At 27.4% G+C, this 18,737-nt stretch carries 20 protein-coding genes; all 20 read right to left on the reverse strand.

Annotation, left to right across the window (positions count from 1 at the left end; translation table 11 throughout):
* Window positions 1–404: 404 nt before the first annotated feature.
* The 20 genes from ACRC8M_RS09870 to ACRC8M_RS09965 all read right to left on the reverse strand — a co-directional run bounded on the left by ACRC8M_RS09870 (window position 405) and on the right by ACRC8M_RS09965 (window position 18,267).
* Entirely contained in the window at window positions 405–1,004 is a 600-nt protein-coding gene (locus ACRC8M_RS09870; RefSeq protein ID WP_291942801.1) for a type II toxin-antitoxin system PemK/MazF family toxin, read from the reverse strand.
* 201 nt (window positions 1,005–1,205) lie between these two features.
* The gene (locus ACRC8M_RS09875; protein ID WP_291942799.1) at window positions 1,206–1,430 is read right to left on the reverse strand and encodes a helix-turn-helix domain-containing protein; all 225 of its coding nucleotides are present in this window, start codon (window positions 1,428–1,430) and stop codon (window positions 1,206–1,208) included.
* A 104-nt stretch (window positions 1,431–1,534) separates the two neighbouring features.
* Window positions 1,535–2,575 (reverse strand): ArdC family protein, encoded by a 1,041-nt coding sequence (locus ACRC8M_RS09880; protein ID WP_438528990.1) that lies wholly within the window; start codon window positions 2,573–2,575, stop codon window positions 1,535–1,537.
* Window positions 2,575–2,844 carry a hypothetical protein gene (locus ACRC8M_RS09885; RefSeq protein WP_291942796.1) on the reverse strand — a complete coding sequence of 90 codons (270 nt, stop codon included), beginning with the start codon at window positions 2,842–2,844 and terminating at the stop codon, window positions 2,575–2,577. Before ACRC8M_RS09885 ends, ACRC8M_RS09880 begins: the two co-directional genes overlap by 1 nt.
* A gap of 11 nt (window positions 2,845–2,855) precedes the next feature.
* Window positions 2,856–3,797 carry a hypothetical protein gene (locus ACRC8M_RS09890; RefSeq protein WP_438528991.1) on the reverse strand — a complete coding sequence of 314 codons (942 nt, stop codon included), beginning with the start codon at window positions 3,795–3,797 and terminating at the stop codon, window positions 2,856–2,858.
* A 41-nt stretch (window positions 3,798–3,838) separates the two neighbouring features.
* The gene (locus ACRC8M_RS09895) at window positions 3,839–4,114 is read right to left on the reverse strand and encodes a hypothetical protein (protein ID WP_291942792.1); all 276 of its coding nucleotides are present in this window, start codon (window positions 4,112–4,114) and stop codon (window positions 3,839–3,841) included.
* Window positions 4,115–4,144: 30 nt separating this feature from the next.
* Complete coding sequence (locus tag ACRC8M_RS09900) at window positions 4,145–4,627, reverse strand: S26 family signal peptidase (RefSeq protein ID WP_438528992.1); 483 nt, start codon at window positions 4,625–4,627, stop codon at window positions 4,145–4,147.
* Complete coding sequence (locus tag ACRC8M_RS09905; protein WP_291942788.1) at window positions 4,614–5,609, reverse strand: type IV secretion system protein; 996 nt, start codon at window positions 5,607–5,609, stop codon at window positions 4,614–4,616. Before ACRC8M_RS09905 ends, ACRC8M_RS09900 begins: the two co-directional genes overlap by 14 nt.
* On the reverse strand, window positions 5,609–6,427 hold the full coding sequence (locus tag ACRC8M_RS09910; protein ID WP_438528993.1) for a hypothetical protein: 819 nt from the start codon (window positions 6,425–6,427) through the stop codon (window positions 5,609–5,611). Before ACRC8M_RS09910 ends, ACRC8M_RS09905 begins: the two co-directional genes overlap by 1 nt.
* Before the next feature lie 347 nt (window positions 6,428–6,774).
* Window positions 6,775–9,129 carry a DNA topoisomerase gene (locus ACRC8M_RS09915; RefSeq protein ID WP_438528994.1) on the reverse strand — a complete coding sequence of 785 codons (2,355 nt, stop codon included), beginning with the start codon at window positions 9,127–9,129 and terminating at the stop codon, window positions 6,775–6,777.
* Window positions 9,130–9,168: 39 nt separating this feature from the next.
* Entirely contained in the window at window positions 9,169–11,562 is a 2,394-nt protein-coding gene (locus ACRC8M_RS09920) for a TraG/VirB4 family ATPase (RefSeq protein WP_438528995.1), read from the reverse strand.
* Between the two features lie 2 nt (window positions 11,563–11,564).
* Window positions 11,565–11,828 (reverse strand): VirB3 family type IV secretion system protein, encoded by a 264-nt coding sequence (locus ACRC8M_RS09925; RefSeq protein ID WP_438528996.1) that lies wholly within the window; start codon window positions 11,826–11,828, stop codon window positions 11,565–11,567.
* Window positions 11,829–11,901: 73 nt separating this feature from the next.
* Window positions 11,902–12,834, reverse strand: a complete 933-nt coding sequence (locus tag ACRC8M_RS09930; protein ID WP_291942779.1) for an ATPase, T2SS/T4P/T4SS family — start codon at window positions 12,832–12,834, stop codon at window positions 11,902–11,904.
* Window positions 12,815–13,114: a hypothetical protein gene (locus tag ACRC8M_RS09935; protein WP_291942776.1), complete on the reverse strand. Its 300-nt coding sequence runs from the start codon at window positions 13,112–13,114 to the stop codon at window positions 12,815–12,817. Before ACRC8M_RS09935 ends, ACRC8M_RS09930 begins: the two co-directional genes overlap by 20 nt.
* Window positions 13,114–14,061: a type IV secretory system conjugative DNA transfer family protein gene (locus ACRC8M_RS09940; RefSeq protein ID WP_438528997.1), complete on the reverse strand. Its 948-nt coding sequence runs from the start codon at window positions 14,059–14,061 to the stop codon at window positions 13,114–13,116. The genes ACRC8M_RS09935 and ACRC8M_RS09940 overlap by 1 nt, the downstream gene beginning before the upstream one ends.
* Window positions 14,045–14,911 (reverse strand): type IV secretory system conjugative DNA transfer family protein, encoded by an 867-nt coding sequence (locus tag ACRC8M_RS09945; RefSeq protein WP_438528998.1) that lies wholly within the window; start codon window positions 14,909–14,911, stop codon window positions 14,045–14,047. Before ACRC8M_RS09945 ends, ACRC8M_RS09940 begins: the two co-directional genes overlap by 17 nt.
* A gap of 4 nt (window positions 14,912–14,915) precedes the next feature.
* Window positions 14,916–16,088 (reverse strand): TrbI/VirB10 family protein, encoded by a 1,173-nt coding sequence (locus ACRC8M_RS09950; protein ID WP_438528999.1) that lies wholly within the window; start codon window positions 16,086–16,088, stop codon window positions 14,916–14,918.
* Window positions 16,089–16,883 carry a TrbG/VirB9 family P-type conjugative transfer protein gene (locus ACRC8M_RS09955; protein ID WP_291942770.1) on the reverse strand — a complete coding sequence of 265 codons (795 nt, stop codon included), beginning with the start codon at window positions 16,881–16,883 and terminating at the stop codon, window positions 16,089–16,091.
* A gap of 413 nt (window positions 16,884–17,296) precedes the next feature.
* Window positions 17,297–17,944, reverse strand: a complete 648-nt coding sequence (locus tag ACRC8M_RS09960) for a type IV secretion system protein (RefSeq protein ID WP_291942769.1) — start codon at window positions 17,942–17,944, stop codon at window positions 17,297–17,299.
* A gap of 17 nt (window positions 17,945–17,961) precedes the next feature.
* Window positions 17,962–18,267: a TrbC/VirB2 family protein gene (locus tag ACRC8M_RS09965; protein ID WP_291942767.1), complete on the reverse strand. Its 306-nt coding sequence runs from the start codon at window positions 18,265–18,267 to the stop codon at window positions 17,962–17,964.
* Window positions 18,268–18,737 lie beyond the last annotated feature (470 nt).

Here is an 18,737-nt window from a genome sequence, read left to right on the forward strand (position 1 = left end):
AGTGTTGTAAACTACGTTCAAGTTCCCCGACTTTAAAGGCTTTCACTATCAAAGTGAGGGCTTTTTTTTATAAAAATTACAAAATTTATTAAATTGTAAAGATAGCATTAATTAAAATATTTTAATATATTATACTTTGTTGAGATATTCTTTGATTTATTGAAAAATAATGATTTTTTAGTGTATCGATAAAAGTTTTAAATTCTTAGTATTATTATTTTTCCTTTTAGAATAAACAAAAAACAACCTACTAAATAGTAGGTTGTTTTTTGTCAAGATTCCTCTCAACGTTCAGTATTCAGTGGGATTTCACTCCCGTTCTCTTCATCTGCGAGTCATCACAACTCAATCATAATCTTTTGAGGTTTCACCCTCTTTCTTAATTAGATAATAGCACTTTTTAGTTATTTTTTCAAGTTTTTTATTATATTTCCTATATCATTTTTTAAATCTACTGGACTTAACATCTTATCATATTCTACTGAAAAATCAATTAATTCCTTTATTTCATTTTCATATTTTTCTTTATCTGTTGTTGCTTTTTTCCAAGAGTAACATAAATTTATTAATTTCTCTAATTTTACACTTTTTAAGCAACTATCATATAAAACAATTCTATCATCTAAACTTAAAGCTTCTAAAGTATTTGATAGAACCGATTGCACAACTTCTAAAAATAGCGTGTTTTTTAATTCAACATTAATAAAATTATTATTCTCTTTCAATTTACTGAATCTATCAAAATTAACAGTTCTTATTTGATCTAAAACTAAGTAGGTATCTTTAATATTTAAATTACTTGGCAGCTCTTTTATTTTTCCTAAATTAATTTTATTTGCTCCAGATGAGCTTGAAGTTAATGGTAATACGATAGCTGTTTTTTTATCTAAATTTTTTTTAAGAACAATAACTAAATGTTTACCATTAAACTCACAAGTTTTCACTGGATCAAAATCTACATAATAAATGTGCTGTTCTTTTATTTCTGAAAAATATAATCCCATTTATTTCCCCTTTTATATTGAATATTCTTTAATATAATTATATCATTTTTTTAAATTATTATATAGTTAATTATCCTTCATTTTATTATAAAGTTTGAATTAAAAAGATAATTTATTTAAAAAGAAATTAAAATGTGTTATACTGTATTTAATACGAAAAGACAACTTTTATTTTTGAGTTAAGTACACAAAAGGAGAGGATTAATCCTCTCCTTTTACTATTTTAGGTCGTCCAGTAGCTTTTAACCCTCGTTCATCCCTACAAACCTCTTCTAATCCACCATTTTTAAACTTACGTTCCCATCCACGAATGGCTCCTCTTGAAGAAATATCTAATATAGACATAACCTCACCATGAGAAAATCCCTGTTGCAATAATTCTAGAGCTTTTAATTTAACTTCGTTAGGATATCTTCCTTTACTCATAAATGTCCTTTCTTATTTATTGATTATAGGTTTTTTATTCTTTTATCTTATAACTTTATAATATCATCTTTCTTTCATGAAAAAAAGAGAGAATTTTCTCTCTTTTACTCTTGTTCATGTTCATCACCACTATTCTTTCCATTTAAAGATTTTGTTCGTTGATTTTCTTGCTCATTTTCTTTAATTGGACTCTCTATTTCTATTACTTTATCTTTATTTTCTTCTTGCTCTTTTAGTTCCTGTTCATAGGCTTTTTCTATTTCTTTATATTCTTCCATTATATAATCAGCTATTTTATCTGCTTCTGATGAAGCTCTATATATTTCATTTGGATCATCTTTTAAAGCACTGATCCAACTTTCAATATAAGCTTGATTATTATTAAAATTTCTATCTTCTCCTGTTATTCCTAAATTAGCCTGTAAAAACATCGAGGATATTTCAGCTCTTAACTCTTCTTTTGCATATTCTGGATTTCCAAAAGGATGATTAATGTCTCTATTCATTCTATCTTGGTGCCCTGTACTATGAGACATTTCATGCAGTAAAGTTTTTATTTGTGCTTCATCATTTTTAAATAAATCTGGACTTGGTAAAACAATTATATCATTTTTGGAATTATAGTATGCTCTTTCTTGCGGTAAATATTCTATTGAACATTTTGAAGCTTTTTCTAATTTTGTTAATATCTTTTGTAATTCCTCATCTTTATGCCTCTCTGGTATTTCAAATGCTTTTAAAGGCTCGCCTTTTTCATCTAATATCTGACTGAAATTATAAACGTTAAAGAAGTTTACCATAGGAATTGTTCTTATTTCTCCTGTTTCTTTATCTGGATCTAATTCTTTAAATTTCCAATATTCACATAACGCAGCTTTAGCTTCTGGTTGTAGTTTCCATCCTTTTTCTTGAATCTGTTTTTTAGTTGCCCATCTAGGATCTTTAAAACTATTCTTGAGAGCTATCGTTCCAAGTTTTACTTTATTTCCACCTTTGTAAACTGTTTCATTTGTTCCGTTGTGAGGTACTGCTAAATTAGACCACTCTTGAAACCATTTCATTCCTTTGTTTTTTAGACCTTCAATTATTTCTTCAACTAATTTTACACGATCTTCTTTAACTATATCTAGTGCTGTTTTTTTCATTATTTTAGCACCTCTTCAAATGTACCCTCTAATTCATCTTCAGATACACCCGTTTCAAGTGTTATTCCATATTTTTCTGCTATTGATTGAGACTCTTTTATTTCTTGCCCATTTTTTATATTTTTTTCTTCAAGTTCTAAAATTGGTTTTTCAAATACTGTGTTTGTTCCATTTATATTTTTCTCTGATTTCCCTTTTTTATAATAAACAACAGCAAATCCTAAAAATAAAATTATTAATGCACCTATAACTAAATTAAATATTATCATTTTTCACACTCCTAAAAATTATATTTTAATCCAATATTTGCTATTGTTTCTGTATTTGAAGTATTTAAAGATTTTTTTCCTTCTACAGATATGTAGATTGTCACTATCTCTTCAAACTTATAACTAACTTTTGTCTCTAAAGCTAAAGAGTCTCTAAAATCATCATTCATTATATTTTCATAAACTCTTTTTTCCATAAACTCACGTTCATAACCACTTATAATTTCAAAAGTTATTTTTTGATTATCTACTATTTCTATTTCTTTTTTTATAATTCCTTTTAAACTTGCTTTAATGCTGTCATTTGTATTTTTTTGACCTTTACTCTTTTTCTGTAGTCGTTTACCTTCTATATCAACTCGATAACCTTTAAACAGCTCATTATAGCTTTCCTCTAGATATTCATATCTAGCATGCACTCCCCAATATGTATTATCTATTTTTTCGTTTGTTTTATTTATTTTTTCATCTAAAGAACCAACATATAAAATAGTTGTTATGTTTTGTTCAAATCCTTGTTTTTGATAAAATAAATCTACTTGATAACCGTCAGCTTTAGATTTTAAACTACTATATTTTCCTTCAAAATCATTATAATTAAATCCTATTCCAACTCTACTCTCTTCATTCAAAGAAGTTGCGAAAGCTAATGAGATATTAGGTGATTCTAAACTTTCGCTTTTTACATATCCAACATCAAAGTTGAATAAATAATTATTATCAAAAGTATCTGTCAATAAACTATCAAACATAATTTCATTATTATTTTTAATAATTCTATAAACATCTTTTATTGGGTCTGCAATTGATTTATCGGAATTTATGACTCTATAATTTGAACTAACAGAAACTCCACTTACTCCTTTTTCTAGTTCTGGTGATAAAAAGCCTAAATCTTCATACCCGTAAGCGATAGTCCCTAACAATCCAAATAAAATTATTTTTTTTTTCATCTTTTTCACTCCCTGTTATGATAAATTTAATCCAGGTAAATTTATAATTTTTTCAAATAAATTACTCTTATATTTTCTTTATTTACTCTCATAAGTCGTATATTTAAAATCAAATCTTCATTTAATATACAATCAATTTTCTTTAAAATTCTAATTTTTGAAGTGTAACTATTTTTTAAATTTATTGAAGCAATATATTCCATTAGCTTCTTGTAATTTATTTTTTCATTTTCTAAAATTACTATTTTGCTTATATCTTTTGAATATATTTTTATATGCTTTATTAAAAATTCTTTATCATAAATATATATTTTCATTTTTGTAACACAATTTGTGGTACTTCCTTTCTAAATTTTAATTATTAATTTTGCCTTATTTTTAATTTTAGTTATTTTAACCGTTCCATAATAACGACCATCATAACTATTAAGTGCTGGTGCTAATGGCAAAAAATCACCTTTTAATGGCTGTAGTTGCTTTTGAGATAATTGAGGCAATTTCTCTCCTAAATTATCTTGTTTATAAATATTTCCATATTTTTTTTCATTTATATATAGAGATTCTTCTCTTATTTCAACCTTATCATTTTCAATAGCTCCGACTTCTTTTAAAAGAATATCTGTGAATTTAGGAATATATTGACATTCTTTCAAATGCTCAGGTATATCAAAAATCACTAGATCACCTTTTTGAATATCTTTAGCTGGTAATAATAAATACATCCCTCTTGGTAAACTAGGTGTTACATTGAAAATTAAAAATCTACTACCCACTAAAATTAGTAAAAGGCCAACTAAAACTATACATATTCTTTTCTTATTTATCTTCATTTTCTCCACCCGTTCCTGTAGCGTTTTTATATGCCATTGCCGCATTTTCTCCGCTTGAACCACTTCCACCACCAAATTTACTCATCATTGCTCCAAAGCCACCAGCTTTACTAAATTCTGATTTTATTATTCCACCAGCAGCTCCAAAAGAAGACATTGTATATCCAGCTAACATTGCACTAGATCCTGTTGAAGAAACCCCAGTTCCACCCATTAAAGCTCCTGAAATTGCACTCACTCTTTTTATAAGCATATATAAAAGAATTAAGGTTAAAAGATTTCCACCTAATGATAAAATATTTAAGAATAAACCATTTAACAACATTTTTCCCCATTGTTTATCTATAAAATTTAATAATAGTGTAAACATCAATATTTTAAATGACTGAGCGAACATAGCTGATATCCCTCTCATTGCAAAATTTTTAGTTTTATCAAAAACTCCAAACGGAATTAGTAATATTGCACAAATCCCTATTAAATAATACTCAACAACAATTAATATCATCTCTAAACTCATCAGTAATGCTGTTAATAATAATCCAACTAGAAGAAACATTAAAACTGTTGGTATACTCTCTATTCCAGCCACATCTAAAGCTAGTGCTCCAGTTCCACCTGCACTAAAAAGAGGGACCATTAAAGTAAGTAAATCTGCAAAAAATGATAATGGAGAAACCAATAAATCTGTTGAATTAGTCCCTGTTAAAGCATAGTTTCCTAGTTGAATAGAACCATTAATCATATTTTCTAAAAACCAATTATATTTAGTTATAATTGTTAAAAAAAATCCCCATTTTAATAATTTTATAGGTAATATTTTAAAAATATCTGCCTCTCCATTAATAAATGTTAATACTAAATCTATCTGTATTAAACAAAATGCTAAAAAAAGAGCTACTGTTTTAAAATGAGGAAGAATACTAATTAAAAACTCTATTATATCGTTTAGTATAGTTATATTAATAAACGTTTCATTCACTAAATACCCCTCCACTTAATATTAGTTTTTTGATTATCAATTGTCCCTTTCAATTTTTTTGCTTCCTTTTGAAGAGTTTTATTTTCATCTTCATACTTTGTCATCTCTTGTTTTGTCTTTTCTTCTACAATTTGTGTTGTCATTCTTGTCTCTTCACTCACAGCACTTGCTACTACTACACTTTTTCCTAATACATTTCTTATTTCAATAAGTGTTGTAGCCATTTGACCTAATATATTATTCCCAGCTTGAACAGCTTGTAAGGCCCCTTCTGTTGTATTTGCTTTACTTATTAACATTTCTATATTTCTTTTATCATTTATTGTTGGATTATATCCAGCCTGTCTCATACTATCAAAAATAACTTTACTTGTTTCTTTTCTTACGTTTTGTAATGCTCTTTTATTTTCTTTAATACCATATTCTAAACTCACTTTATATGGATCAGATAACTGTTCATTAGTTCTGTATAAACTATCAAACTGATTCATAAAATCTTCAGCTTTAAAAAATTGTGATCTAGTTTGGGCTTCAAAAGTTAAAATTTTATCTAATCCTGCTTTTATTGAATTTAAGTTTCCAGAACTTAAATCTTTCCCTATCTGTTTTAAATTTCTAGCTTCATTTTCTAGTTGTTGAAATTGATTTTTTAATTGTTCTATCTGATTTTTAGTATGCTGAACTTGCTCTATTGTTTGTTTTACAGATTCTATTTGTGTAATCATATTTGATCTATGATTAGCTGCATCATAAACTGCTAATGAAAAACTGACTAGTGATAAACAAAAACTAAAAATTATTATTAAAATTTTTTTCATATTTCATACTCCTATATTATATTTTGCTGTAATCATACTCATATTTTTGAATTTCTTCCTTTTGAAATATTTCTTTATCAGGAATTTTTTTGTTAAGCAACAACATACTTATATAAAGCGTAAAAGCTATTAGGAAAGATGATAAAGCAAGATTTTCTTTATTCTTTAAGTAACCGTAAATACTCATCAAAAGGAGTACACAAATTATTAAAACGCTTAATAAAAATATCATAAAATACCAATCCTTCCTAATTCATAAAAATTTTCTTTAAACCGAAAATATAATCTTAAGGATTATATTTTAATTTTTCATTAACAACAATTATAAAAAGAAATTTAGAAAGTTTTTATTTCTTTTTTTCTACAAATCCAACTTGTTCAAAATTTACAAAATCTCCATTTAATTTTATTTTTAAATATGCTTCGTAATCTTTTCCCGCTTTTGAAGTTAACTTAAAGGCTACCTTACCATCTAAAAGTTTTTTAACTTTAGCTTTAGTAATTTTTAATATATTATGAAAAAATTTCATTTCTTCATATAATCTAAATTTACAATCATTTTCTCTATAATTTCCACAATAAAAACTTGCTTTTCCTTCTTTAGTTTTCCCTTCAAATATATTTCCACCACATTTAGGGCATTTTCCTACAACTTCTTTTTCTTTAATTTCACTATTTGGTGTATAAGCCATTTTAAGAGGCTCTCTCAATATAATTGTCCTTATTATATCTAATGTATTTAAAATCAATTTTGAAGGTTCTGCTGTTCCTTCCTTAATTTCTTCTTGAATTAACCACCATCTGGCCGTTAAATCAGCGGTTTTTAATTCTTCTGGTGCTATTTGAATAAATTCTCTTCCTTTTTGAGTTGAAATTATATATTTATCTTTTTTTTCCACATAACCTCTTCTAAAAAATTCAGCTATTATATTTGATCTAGTCGCAGGAGTTCCTATTCCCCCATTTTCTCCCTTTTTTTCTTTATCTTTAGTTTTTAAAATAATTTTAGTTTCTTGATTACAATATTTAGAAATTGATGACATATCTTGAAGAAGTGTAGCTTCTGTATAACGTTTTGGCGGTTTTGTTTCTTTTTCTAGAATATTTTTTCCTTCAACTATACATTCATATTCTCCACCAAACAACTTAGATAGCTCAGAACTTTCTTCAACTTCATCATCATTGAACTTATCATTTAGAAAAGTTTTAAATCCATAATCAAGTATTTTAATGGATGTTGCAACTAATTTTTCTTCATCAAACACAGATATAATAGCCTCTGTTCTTTCTTTTACTAAATGTGGTAAAAATTGTGAAATATAGTAATTTGAAATTGCAGTATAGATATTTCTTTCCTCTTCAGTTAAAATAGCTATATCTATTTTAGCTTTCGTTGGAATGATTGCATGATGAGCTGTAACTTTACTACTATCAAAACATTTTGGCTTTTTTATAGGCTGTGTATCGATATTAGGAACTATAATTTTTAGATTCTCTATTACTCGATTTATTACCTCCGATGCTTCTAGAAAATGTTCTTCATTCAAGTATTGGCTATCTGATCTATTGTATGTTATAGCTTTATATTTTTCTCTCAAACTCTGTGAAATTTCTAAAGTTTTATCTGGTGAATATCCCCATTTATTATTCGCATAAATTTGTAATTTCAAAAGATTAAATGGAAGTGGGGCTTCCTCTTTTAATATTTTTTTCTCTAAAGAACTTTGATAAGTTTCTTTATCTATTGACTCTTCAATAGCCTCAATAATTTTTTTATCACTTATTTTTCCATCTTCTGCAATGTTTTTAGAAGGTTTATATTTAAACTTAACCGCTATATTCTGCTTTAAATTTCCAAATTCAGTAGTTATTTTCTCTATCAATTTCTTTTGTTTTTCTGAATCTATAAATTGGGCTTGATATTCAGTTATCAATTTTTTTGTTTCTTCTTGCTCTTTTTTATTACTCCCTTTATTTATAAAAAAATTAACTTCTAACTCATAAAAATAACTTTTCTCATGATTTTCTATCTGTAAATCACGATTTACTATAAGTGCCAAAGTTGGTGTTTGAACTCTACCAACACTCAAAACTCCAGCACCACTATTTTTTAGTGTAAAAAATCTTGTCATATTTATCCCAACAAGTAAATCACTAACAGCTCTTGCATATGCTGACTTTCCAAGTGGAATAAATTTTTCGTTAGGTTCCAATTTTTCAAAAGCTTTTTTTATAGCTTCTATATTGTTGTCATTAATTAAAATTCTTTTTACAGGTTTTTTATTACCTAAAAATTCCAAGATCTCATCAACAAGAAATTGACCTTCATCATCCGGATCGGCTGCATTCACAATCTCATCAGATTGAGATAATAATTTTTTTATTAAATTTAATTGATCTTCAGTCCCTTTATCAAACCTTTTTCTTTTTTCTATTTCTTCTTTTGTCTCATTTTTTTTTACTTTTCCAACTTTTATTTTTTGTTCCCAATTTTCAAAATAAATAGGTAAATTTTCTAATTTCCAAAGTTTATATTTATCATCATAATCTTCCGGTTCTTTTAATTGAATTATATGTCCAAAAGCCCAAGTTATGTAGTATTCTCCTTTTTCTATATAATTTCCTTTTGGTTGAGCTATACCAGGTATAGCTTCTGCTATCGCTCTACCTAAATCTGGTTTTTCTGCTATTATTAACTTCATTTTTCACCTCATTTTTGGACCATAATTTGTGATATAGAATTAATTTAGTCTCTTAATATCTTTATAAATCAACCATTCATCACAAAATTTATCTGCATTTTTTTCTACTTCATTATAAATTTCTAACGCCATATTTTGGCTCTCTATATCTGTTGAAGCAATAAATGCTAGTTCTAATCTCGATAAACTTAAATCAAAACATCTAGATCCTTTTTGTTGTTTTAAAAAATAATCTCTTTGCTCCGTCATCATTGAAATAATTCCAATTTCTTTTATATTTAAACCAAACTCTGTATATAACCCTTTATTAGCTTGTGTTAAGGCATCTTTATTTCCTAAATATATTTTAGTTACACAAGCTTCTCTTATGGTGTCATAAATACTTGATTTTTTTACATCTGATAATTCTTGTGTTGCAAAAACTATAAAAGCATTTTTCTTTCTAAAAGTTTTTAACCAGTCTTTCATTTTTTGAGCAAACTTTGTATTATCTAAAAACATCCAACACTCATCAAGAACAATCATTGTTGGTGATCCATCTAAAGAGAGTTCTATTTTATGAAATAAATATGCTAATAAATGAGGTACCACTTGTTTATTATCAATTATTTTAGCCATTTCAAATACCGTCCAATCAGCTACATCTAAGCTGTCATTAGAACCATCAAAATACCTACCTAGAGCTCCTTTTAAAGTAAAGGCTTCTAAAGCAGCTTTTATTTCTTTTTTATCAACAGTAGATGAAAAATTAGTAAATGTTCGAGCATTTATTGGAGCCTTGCTTAGCAATTCCAAGGCTTTCCAAACAGATTTTTTTATTGTTGGAGTTATACTTATTTTTTCAGCTTCCAAAATATCTAAAATAAAATTACTAGCCCATTCTCTTTCTTTTTCATTGTCTATATTCCTAAGAGGTTGAAAAGCTAAAGAACTTTCGTCTTCTCCAATATCATAAAATTTACCACCTGTTGCTAAGGTTAAGACTAAAGATGATTTATCTTTATCAAAAAAATAAACTTTACCATTTTCATATTTTCTAAAATTATATGCTAATGTTCCAAGTAAAACAGATTTTCCACCACCTGTTTTCCCTAGAACAGTGGTGTGAGCAACTTGTCCATCATGTAAATTCAATCTAAATGGTGTTGATTTTTTAGTTTGACAATATAATAATGCAGGTGCATTTAAATGCTTATTCCATTCTTCTCCAGCCCATATAGCACTCAACGGAAATAAATGACTTGCTATTAAAGAGTTTTGAATAGTAAAGTCTCTTTCATTATGATATAAATCTCCTGCTATACTTCCAAGCCAACTATAAAGAGCATTGTATGACTCTACAATAGTTGTAAATCCCATTTTTCTAATAAGCTCATTTACAGCTCTAACTTTTCGATCTAATTCTTTTTTATTTTTATCTCTAACAATAATTATATTTGTGTAATATCCTTGGCTTACATAATCACCTTCAGTCAAATTTTCCTGCACTTTAATTTCTCCTGCGGATTCTAAAGCAGATTCATTCATTGTTACTGGATCTTTTCCCGTTAATTCTTGTTTGGCTATTTGCCACAAGGAATATCTATTTTTAAAAAAAGTTCCCCAAAGAGATTTTAATTTATTTAAAGCTTTTTGTTTTCCTAAAGCTCTATAGCGAATATTCCAACGATATTCAATATCTAAAGAATTTAATTCATCAAAAAAACAAGGACGACTTTTATGAGGATATCCTATTATTGAAATTGGAGTTATATACTCTTCAACTCCAATTTCAGCTTCTAATTTCAACTGTAAGCCACCTTTTAAATTACAATCACATAAATAATTACTTAAATAAATAGGAGTCTCTGGTAATGTAATTTTTTGTTTATTCATACTTACAAGTGAGTGTAAATATGTTAATGTTTCTTCTTCATCTAGCTCTTTTACTTTTAAAAAAACAGATTTAAACATATCAAAAACTGCGTAAAAATCTTTTTTAAATACTTCTAAGTAATCTATTGAGTGCTCTATTTCTTTATTATCTACATATAATTTTTCAAATTTTTTAGTTGTATCTAAAGGAACTGTATATACAAAAGTTATATATGTTCTACTTTCAAAATGATTTCCTTTATTAAAATATTCTTCTCTTACTTCTTCAATCATTTGTCCTAATTTATCTGGAAAGTTTCCTTTTTCATATTTTTTCGATTTTGTTCTAATTGTATCAATATGAAAAGTCATTCTATCTTCAGATCTTTTAATAACATTGTTTAATCTATTATTATAATTTAACATTGCCTCTTTTATTTGTGTTTCTAAATCATGTCCTCTTATTTCAATAGTTTTTTGCAAGGTTCCATTCTTATTTTCAATTATGCCATTCTCTAACATTAAAAACCATGGAATACGTGAGGATAATTTAGCAAAAATATTTCCGTATTCTCTCATTTCTAGCCTCCATAAAAATATTTTCTGTCTCTTACATATTTAAAAAGTATCTTCAAAAATAAGGGATCATTTTTAGTAATAACTCTCAAAACTATATAAAGAGGAATATATATAGTTAATATCCAATATGCTTTATATATAGCTATAAATAAAAATATTGTTATTACATATATTATAAAGACTCCTCTAGGTAACCCAGAAATAGTAGGGTATTTAGTTAATGCTTTACATATTGGAACTTCATATCCATTCAATTCTTCTGACATCTTATCTCTCCTTTTCAACTGCATCCACATTCTAGTTAGGATTTATAAAAGCTCCGCACTACGTTTGAACCTTTTATAACCCCTTTGTTAAATCTTCTAAAATATATTTATCATTTTCTAGACCTACCATTTTTTTTATCTCAACAATCTTTCTTTTCCCCTTTATTTTTTGTAAAACAACTATTAAATGTATATTATCTGCTATCATTTCTCTTTGTGGATTTACTGACTCTAGCATGATATATTGTTCTAATTGTCTAAGTCCTTTCAAAGCACTCTCTGAGTGAATTGTACAAACGCCTCCTCCATGTCCACTATTCCATGCAGTTAATAAATATAGCGCTTCTTTTCCTCTTACCTCCCCTACTATTAAACGCTCTGGCGTTCTTCTCATACAATGTTGTAATATTGTTACCATTGGGTTTAATTTGCTTGATATCAATCTTAAATTATTTTTTACTTTACATTGAATTTCTCTAGTATCTTCAACTATTACAACTCTATCCTCTATACTTGATATTTCTTCTATACAGGCATTGGCAAAAGTAGTTTTTCCGCTTCCTGTTGCTCCTACTACTAAAATATTTTTTTTATTTATAATATATTCTTGTATAATTTTTTTCTGTTCAATAGTTATGTTCTTTTGTTTAATATAATTATCTAATGTGAAAACTAATGTTGAATGTTTTCTTAAATTGAAACTAGGTGAACTTATTGGATCTATCGTACCTGAAAATCTACTTCCATCATAAAACTCTGTTTCTAATATCGGATTTTCTTCATCAACAATAATTTCCCTATAATCAGCAACAACTTGCATTAATGATAATATGTTTTGTTTTTCCATTCTTTTGCTCGTATCGATCCAACCCCTATCAAATGTTGCTACCCAAACTTCTCCACTATCATTAACGGCTATTTCATTAATATTTGAATCATCTAAATACTCTTTTAATTCTCTAAAATTCCAATCAATAAAATCAATTTTATCCTTCTGATTTTTCATTTTGAACCTCATCTTTAGGATTCGTTAATTCTTCCTCAACCAATTCTAAAATTAATTTCTTTACTGCTGGATTTAATTTTTCTTTAAATTCTTTATCTTGGCTTCTTTCTTCTAAAATTTCATACAATTTTTCATCTTTCATCAAATCATAAAATATATTTCCTAATATCTTTTTGGCTCTAGTTGATATTTGCTTATTAAGACTTTCTAACTGTTCTTTCATCCTTTCTTTTCTCTCTTTTAGTGTTAATTTTTTCTTTACTTTTATTTTATCTTCCATTATTTTCTCCTCTTTTTTATCGTATCAATCTTCGCCCAGTTCTTAGGATCTTCTTTTTCATCTTTTGGAACAATTTTATTATTAAAATATTCCTCTTCGTAATATCTAATTTTAATTCCCATTGTTGGATTACATCCATGTAGTAGTATTATATTTTTATCATCCCCTAGAACACTTCTAACCTCATCTGGTTCTAATAGCTTTCTTGATTTTGTATTAATACTTACATTCCCATCAAATATTCCACCTAATTTTTTTCCAGATGATGTTTTATATGTTATAGTTTTATTTCCTAAAATATCCGATATTAATTTTTGCGTATCATAGTCTGTACCATTAGGGGCATAAAACACACTACTAGCACATCCTTGTTTTATTGTATTTACTTTCCCATATTTTTGCTCTATTTGCTCTTTATTTTGGGCAATTAACATAATTTTAATTCCAAAACTTGCTATAACTCCTAATGCATCTTGGATAGAATCTAGTTTCCCATATAAAGGAAATTCATCTAATAACATTAAACATTTATGTTTATGCTTTTCTCTTCTCATTGTAATGTTAAAAAATTGACTTAATACAACTCGAACATAAATGCCTAATCTATCCATATCCTCAATTTGTGCGCAAAAATACAAGGTTACTGGTGTTTCTGAATCTAATATATCAGCTAATTTAAATTCGCTTTCTCTAGTATTATTTCTAACAATTGGATCCTTAAATAAAAGCAATCTATTTATAGCTGTTGAAATAACTGAAGCTCTTTCCCTATCTGATTTACTTAATATTTCATTTGCTCCTTGTACAACAATAGGATGAACTCCCTCTTTATATGGCGAATCTTTATAAATAGATCTAATTATATTTTTATCTGAAATATAGGTTCCATTTAATAATCTAGTAAACTTATCAACCATACTACCGTTAGGACTAGTTAAAAACATCATAAATATCCGCCATTGTTGGGTTTTCTTTGCTATATAACAAATGAAGTATAATCGCTGTAAAAACACTTGTAGCAGCTATCTGAAAGTGATCTTTTTTTTCTCCTATTCCATCTGAAACTAAAAGATTTGATATAACTTCTGTATCTTTTACTTCTGCTCCTGTCCTAACTCTTATTTCTTTCAAAGGGTTATATCTAGTGCCACCTAATGGATCACAAGGAGCTAACCTTAAAACTTTATTATTTAATTTTTCTTGGCGATATTTAGATGTATGTTGAAAATTTTCTCCTTTTATATCAAAACAAATAATAGATTGAGACCAATTGACAAGTGTTGGTAAAATTATTCCTATACCTTTTCCACTTCTACTTGGAGCGATTATCAAATTATGAGTAGGTTTAGAATCTATTATTGTTTTCGATGATGAAGTTCTTCCTAAAATAACACCATCACGATATTTTTCTCCAGCTTTAGGAAAATAAGAGTCAAGCATGTCTACTTTTTTTAATTCTCTATCTGTCGAATATTTTGCGCTTCCATGAGTATTTTTTTGAGATCGTTTTATTATTATCAAATACAATACAAAACTATATAAAATAGCTACTAAATTCATTATGGAAACTATTAAGTTAACCAATTTTGGAGCTGTATGTTGGTATTTAAAAAGCCATATTAGCACAAAGTAGGGGAAATATATTTTTCCTATCATTGGCTTTAAAATCGGATTATAAGATGTTTTAAACGCAAAATATTGTGTACCTACTATACACATAAAGGTAAAACCTATTAAAACTATTAAAAGTATTTGAAATATTTTATTTTTTAAAATAATTATAAATTTATAGTTCATTTTTTTAACCTCCGTATGGAGTTAAAATTAAATCTGATTGAACCATAATATTAAATCTATACCCTTGCTTTATTTCTATTGTAGGTTGCCTATTTAGAATTTTTTCACCCATTTTATTACCAAAATCTAGGATTACCTGTCCTGCTCCTTTTCCAGCTTCTGTACGCCAATCATCTTCACCATTATCAGTTACTATTGCACTTCCTGCCCCCATCGCAGAAGATAAGACTACGGCTTGCAATAATTTCATAAAATGATTGTTAACTTTACCAGTAAACCCAGCATATCCAGATAAATCAACCCCATTCATATTATCTAAACCTATATATTTTCCATTTGGAAATATCAATCTTTGCCATACTATAAGCAATCTGTCCTGTCCAAAAGAAACCCCTGAATCATATGTTCCAATAATTTTAGTTCCCTTAGGAATTAATAAAAAATTCCCTGTTACAGAATCATAAATATTTTCTCTAACCACTGCTACAGAATTACTTGGTAAATCACTATTTATTCCCGTTATCAATGTTGCTGGAATAAATGTCCCAGCCATTACTTCGTAAGGTGAAATAGCTTTCTCTTCCTGGTAAGAATTGTAAAATTTATTTTGTTTTACATTTTCTACAAATTCTCGTTTTTGCCCTTGCATATTTTGTTGAGCATATTGATCTTGAAATCCTGGTTGTGAATAACTACTATTACCTCCTGTATTAGCTCCATTATAGCCACTCATATTACTATTTTGACTATTTGCTATAACTCCAGAAAATCCAATTCCAGAACTTCTAGCTTGTTCTTCTTCTTGAATTAATTTTGAATAATAAGCTCTCATTAATTCTGAATTATCAATGAAACTATTATTTTGCTGTACTGATGAAACATTTTGAGCATTATTATTTTGTTGAATCTCTTCTTTTAATTCTGTATTTTTTATCTTCTTTTTATTAAAATAATTTTGACTATCCATAGTATTACTATCTGTTATAGTTAGCTCTTGTCTATCGTTTGGTTTTTCTTTTTCAGTTTCTTTATTTGGAATTTGAAGATTCATACTACTATATATAGCATTCCCAACTGCCAATAAAATAATTAGTACAACTGCTATCATTGTTAATTTAATTGCTATATTGTTGTAATCTTTTGTTATTTGAGGTTTTGGTATATTCTCTAAACCCATTTATGCACCTCTTTTTTTTCTTTTTATAGTTATTCTTTTGTTCCCAAGAATTAATGCTCCTTCTTCAAAAGTTCTATCTACTACCAAATAGTTCCCTTTTACTCTATAATTGACTAATAGTAGTTTTTTATCTTCTTTCATATATAATGCTGGTAATTCTTGTAAATTCTCTTTCATAACTAAAAATGTCTTTTTCCCATCATCAAAAATAGTTGAAGGTACAAATTCATATTTTTTTGTACTTACCGTATACGCATAATTAAGTTTGCTTGGATCCATTAGTGACATTTCTTCTTGAGTTTCTTGTTTTTGTCTTTGAGCTAATTTTATTTCTTGTGGATATATCCACTTAACAATTGGGTTGTACCATTCTTTAGCGCTCAATACAGATAGGTTATAATATCTTTTATTTGTAAAAATATTTATCGTTGTTCTCAACATCATATCTGCATTAAATGTTAATGGCTTTATAACAACTGCACTTCTTTGTCCTTCAACCGAACCAGTTATAACCTCTTTTACAGTCCAACGGCTAGTATCTCCAGCATCAATAGAAATAACTTGTTCATCTGGACTAAGCAATAAAGTCGTAATGTTATTAACTCTACAGTAGATGTTGTAAGTCTTATTTTCATCGTAAAAAAACGTAGCGGTAACATTTTTCTTAGCTTCTCTTTCTCCAGAAATAATAACAGCTTGTTCAGTAGGATAAATTTTATCCATTAAAACTTCTTCAACCTCTCCTAAAGAAGTTAAAGAGGTTATCAAAAATGCTAATAGCAATAATTTTTTCATTTTAACCTCTCCTGTTGTATAAATTTTCTTATTCTAATTCACTTTTTAACTATTTCTTTCTAATAAACTAATTATCCTAGATTAATCGTACTTTTCTATTTTCTCTGTAACTATTATAAAAATTACTATTAATATAAATATAATAAAATTCAGTATTCAGACTTTTCATTGTTTTCAATAAAGGTATTAACATTTTGTTATCATATCTATAATCATTAAAAAATAAATTTGTTAATAAAATTAATTAAATAACCATAAATAAAAATTATCAAAATTAAGTAATACTCTCGCATTCATAGACAACTCCTTTTTACAGTTTTCATAGTCGTATTACATTATTATTTAATTAGCTGTTTATCAGTTATTTATTTTATGAGAAACTAAATTCTATAATATAGATTTTGTTTTCTCTTCTATTTTTCAATAGACAAACTAAAGTCCGATATTTTAATTCCTAAAGGGTTATTTTCTAATTCTTGTAAACTATTTGGCTTTTCTACTTCTATTGTAAAAATTCCTGTATAATTTCTTTGTTGTAGTTCATCGCCGGCTTTACTAAAAAGTACTTCATTCCATCTAGCTTGATATGAATTTTTTGTTCCAGCCATTTTTGTAAATGCCTGTATCTGTATAGTTCTAGTCATATCTCCTTGAATTAAAGAATTTGTATCTTCTGTTTCAATCATTCTTAAATATTTTTTTTGTGCAATTGGAGTCAAAAAATATCTGTTATTTGAAAAGTTGGCATTTATTACATCAATATCACTTGAAATAAATCTAGCTTTCTTTATAAATTCTCTTAAAAAATATTCTTTTTCGGCTTCTTGTGGTACGTAATTTTTTTGCATAGCTGGATTAATTCCTTTAGCATTTCCTGTTTGATCTACTTCTATCACATAAGGTATTAATTTACTTTTTGTTGTTAAATATCCCGCTACAGATAACGCACAAATATTAAACATCATAGAAAGCATGAATGCCATCTTCCAACTCTGTATACTTTTAGCTTGCTTCATGTACATATCAAAATGTTCTTTTTTAGCTTGTTCATATCTATCCATAAATTACTCCTTTAATTTTAAAAAAATACTGTTGAACTTGAAAACCCATATAACCCAATAATAATAGATGGTGCACCGAAAGCTACAGCTAAAGCTATTGCTATTCTTAGACCTCTTCCCATCCCTTCACCATGTTGAGATATTGCCCAAGTAATACCGGCTGCTACAATAGCTATTGTTCCTAAAATTAATGCCATTGGTCCAGTTATTGATTTCATTAAAATATTTCCTGTATCCTCCCATACTAAATTTTTTCCACTAGTTGTCGCAAATGAATTTGTAACAATTAAAATACTAGTAATTAAAAACTGTGCTTTTTTCATAATAAATCACTCCTCATAAATTTTAATTATCCAATTATAAAACAAAAAAAAAAAAAAACAATCAATTTTTAAATTTTTATTATTGAAACATAAGAAATTATAGAGTATAATCTAAAAAAGATTTGAGAAAAAAGCCAATCACAATAAGAGTAAGGAGAAAAAGAAAAGAGATCTAAAAAAATGAGGACATTTTCCTAAAAAAAATATCCCTAAAAAAATAAAATTTTTTATAGGGCACGTTTAAGGGTTTCTCATTTGCATGAGAAACCCAACGTGGCAGCGTTCCTCTGCACCCCCTTCTTCTCCGTTTCACTCACTCGCTATGCTTCATATTTTCTTTTTCCTCTATCAACCCAAGTCATCAGACTCCATCTGAACGCCCACTCTTGGGCTTGACTTTTTATTTTTTTAAAGGAGGTATATTTTAAAATGGCTATATATTTTTGCAGAGCCAGTCATGGAAAAGTTGG

The sequence above is a fragment of the Cetobacterium sp. genome (assembly GCF_051653945.1).
Taxonomy (GTDB): Bacteria; Fusobacteriota; Fusobacteriia; order Fusobacteriales; family Fusobacteriaceae; genus Cetobacterium_A.

Excerpts from the sequence above, each read along its gene's own strand:
- ACRC8M_RS09870 (WP_291942801.1), bottom strand. The coding sequence starts at position 1,004 with ATGGGATTATATTTTTCAGAAATAAAAGAACAGCACATTTATTATGTA.
- ACRC8M_RS09875 (WP_291942799.1), bottom strand. The coding sequence starts at position 1,430 with ATGAGTAAAGGAAGATATCCTAACGAAGTTAAATTAAAAGCTCTAGAA.
- ACRC8M_RS09880 (WP_438528990.1), bottom strand. The coding sequence starts at position 2,575 with ATGAAAAAAACAGCACTAGATATAGTTAAAGAAGATCGTGTAAAATTA.
- ACRC8M_RS09885 (WP_291942796.1), bottom strand. The coding sequence starts at position 2,844 with ATGATAATATTTAATTTAGTTATAGGTGCATTAATAATTTTATTTTTA.
- ACRC8M_RS09890 (WP_438528991.1), bottom strand. The coding sequence starts at position 3,797 with ATGAAAAAAAAAATAATTTTATTTGGATTGTTAGGGACTATCGCTTAC.
- ACRC8M_RS09895 (WP_291942792.1), bottom strand. The coding sequence starts at position 4,114 with ATGAAAATATATATTTATGATAAAGAATTTTTAATAAAGCATATAAAA.
- ACRC8M_RS09900 (WP_438528992.1), bottom strand. The coding sequence starts at position 4,627 with ATGAAGATAAATAAGAAAAGAATATGTATAGTTTTAGTTGGCCTTTTA.
- ACRC8M_RS09910 (WP_438528993.1), bottom strand. The coding sequence starts at position 6,427 with ATGAAAAAAATTTTAATAATAATTTTTAGTTTTTGTTTATCACTAGTC.
- ACRC8M_RS09915 (WP_438528994.1), bottom strand. The coding sequence starts at position 9,129 with ATGAAGTTAATAATAGCAGAAAAACCAGATTTAGGTAGAGCGATAGCA.
- ACRC8M_RS09920 (WP_438528995.1), bottom strand. The coding sequence starts at position 11,562 with ATGAGAGAATACGGAAATATTTTTGCTAAATTATCCTCACGTATTCCA.
- ACRC8M_RS09925 (WP_438528996.1), bottom strand. The coding sequence starts at position 11,828 with ATGTCAGAAGAATTGAATGGATATGAAGTTCCAATATGTAAAGCATTA.
- ACRC8M_RS09930 (WP_291942779.1), bottom strand. The coding sequence starts at position 12,834 with ATGAAAAATCAGAAGGATAAAATTGATTTTATTGATTGGAATTTTAGA.
- ACRC8M_RS09935 (WP_291942776.1), bottom strand. The coding sequence starts at position 13,114 with ATGGAAGATAAAATAAAAGTAAAGAAAAAATTAACACTAAAAGAGAGA.
- ACRC8M_RS09940 (WP_438528997.1), bottom strand. The coding sequence starts at position 14,061 with ATGATGTTTTTAACTAGTCCTAACGGTAGTATGGTTGATAAGTTTACT.
- ACRC8M_RS09945 (WP_438528998.1), bottom strand. The coding sequence starts at position 14,911 with ATGAACTATAAATTTATAATTATTTTAAAAAATAAAATATTTCAAATA.
- ACRC8M_RS09950 (WP_438528999.1), bottom strand. The coding sequence starts at position 16,088 with ATGGGTTTAGAGAATATACCAAAACCTCAAATAACAAAAGATTACAAC.
- ACRC8M_RS09955 (WP_291942770.1), bottom strand. The coding sequence starts at position 16,883 with ATGAAAAAATTATTGCTATTAGCATTTTTGATAACCTCTTTAACTTCT.
- ACRC8M_RS09960 (WP_291942769.1), bottom strand. The coding sequence starts at position 17,944 with ATGGATAGATATGAACAAGCTAAAAAAGAACATTTTGATATGTACATG.
- ACRC8M_RS09965 (WP_291942767.1), bottom strand. The coding sequence starts at position 18,267 with ATGAAAAAAGCACAGTTTTTAATTACTAGTATTTTAATTGTTACAAAT.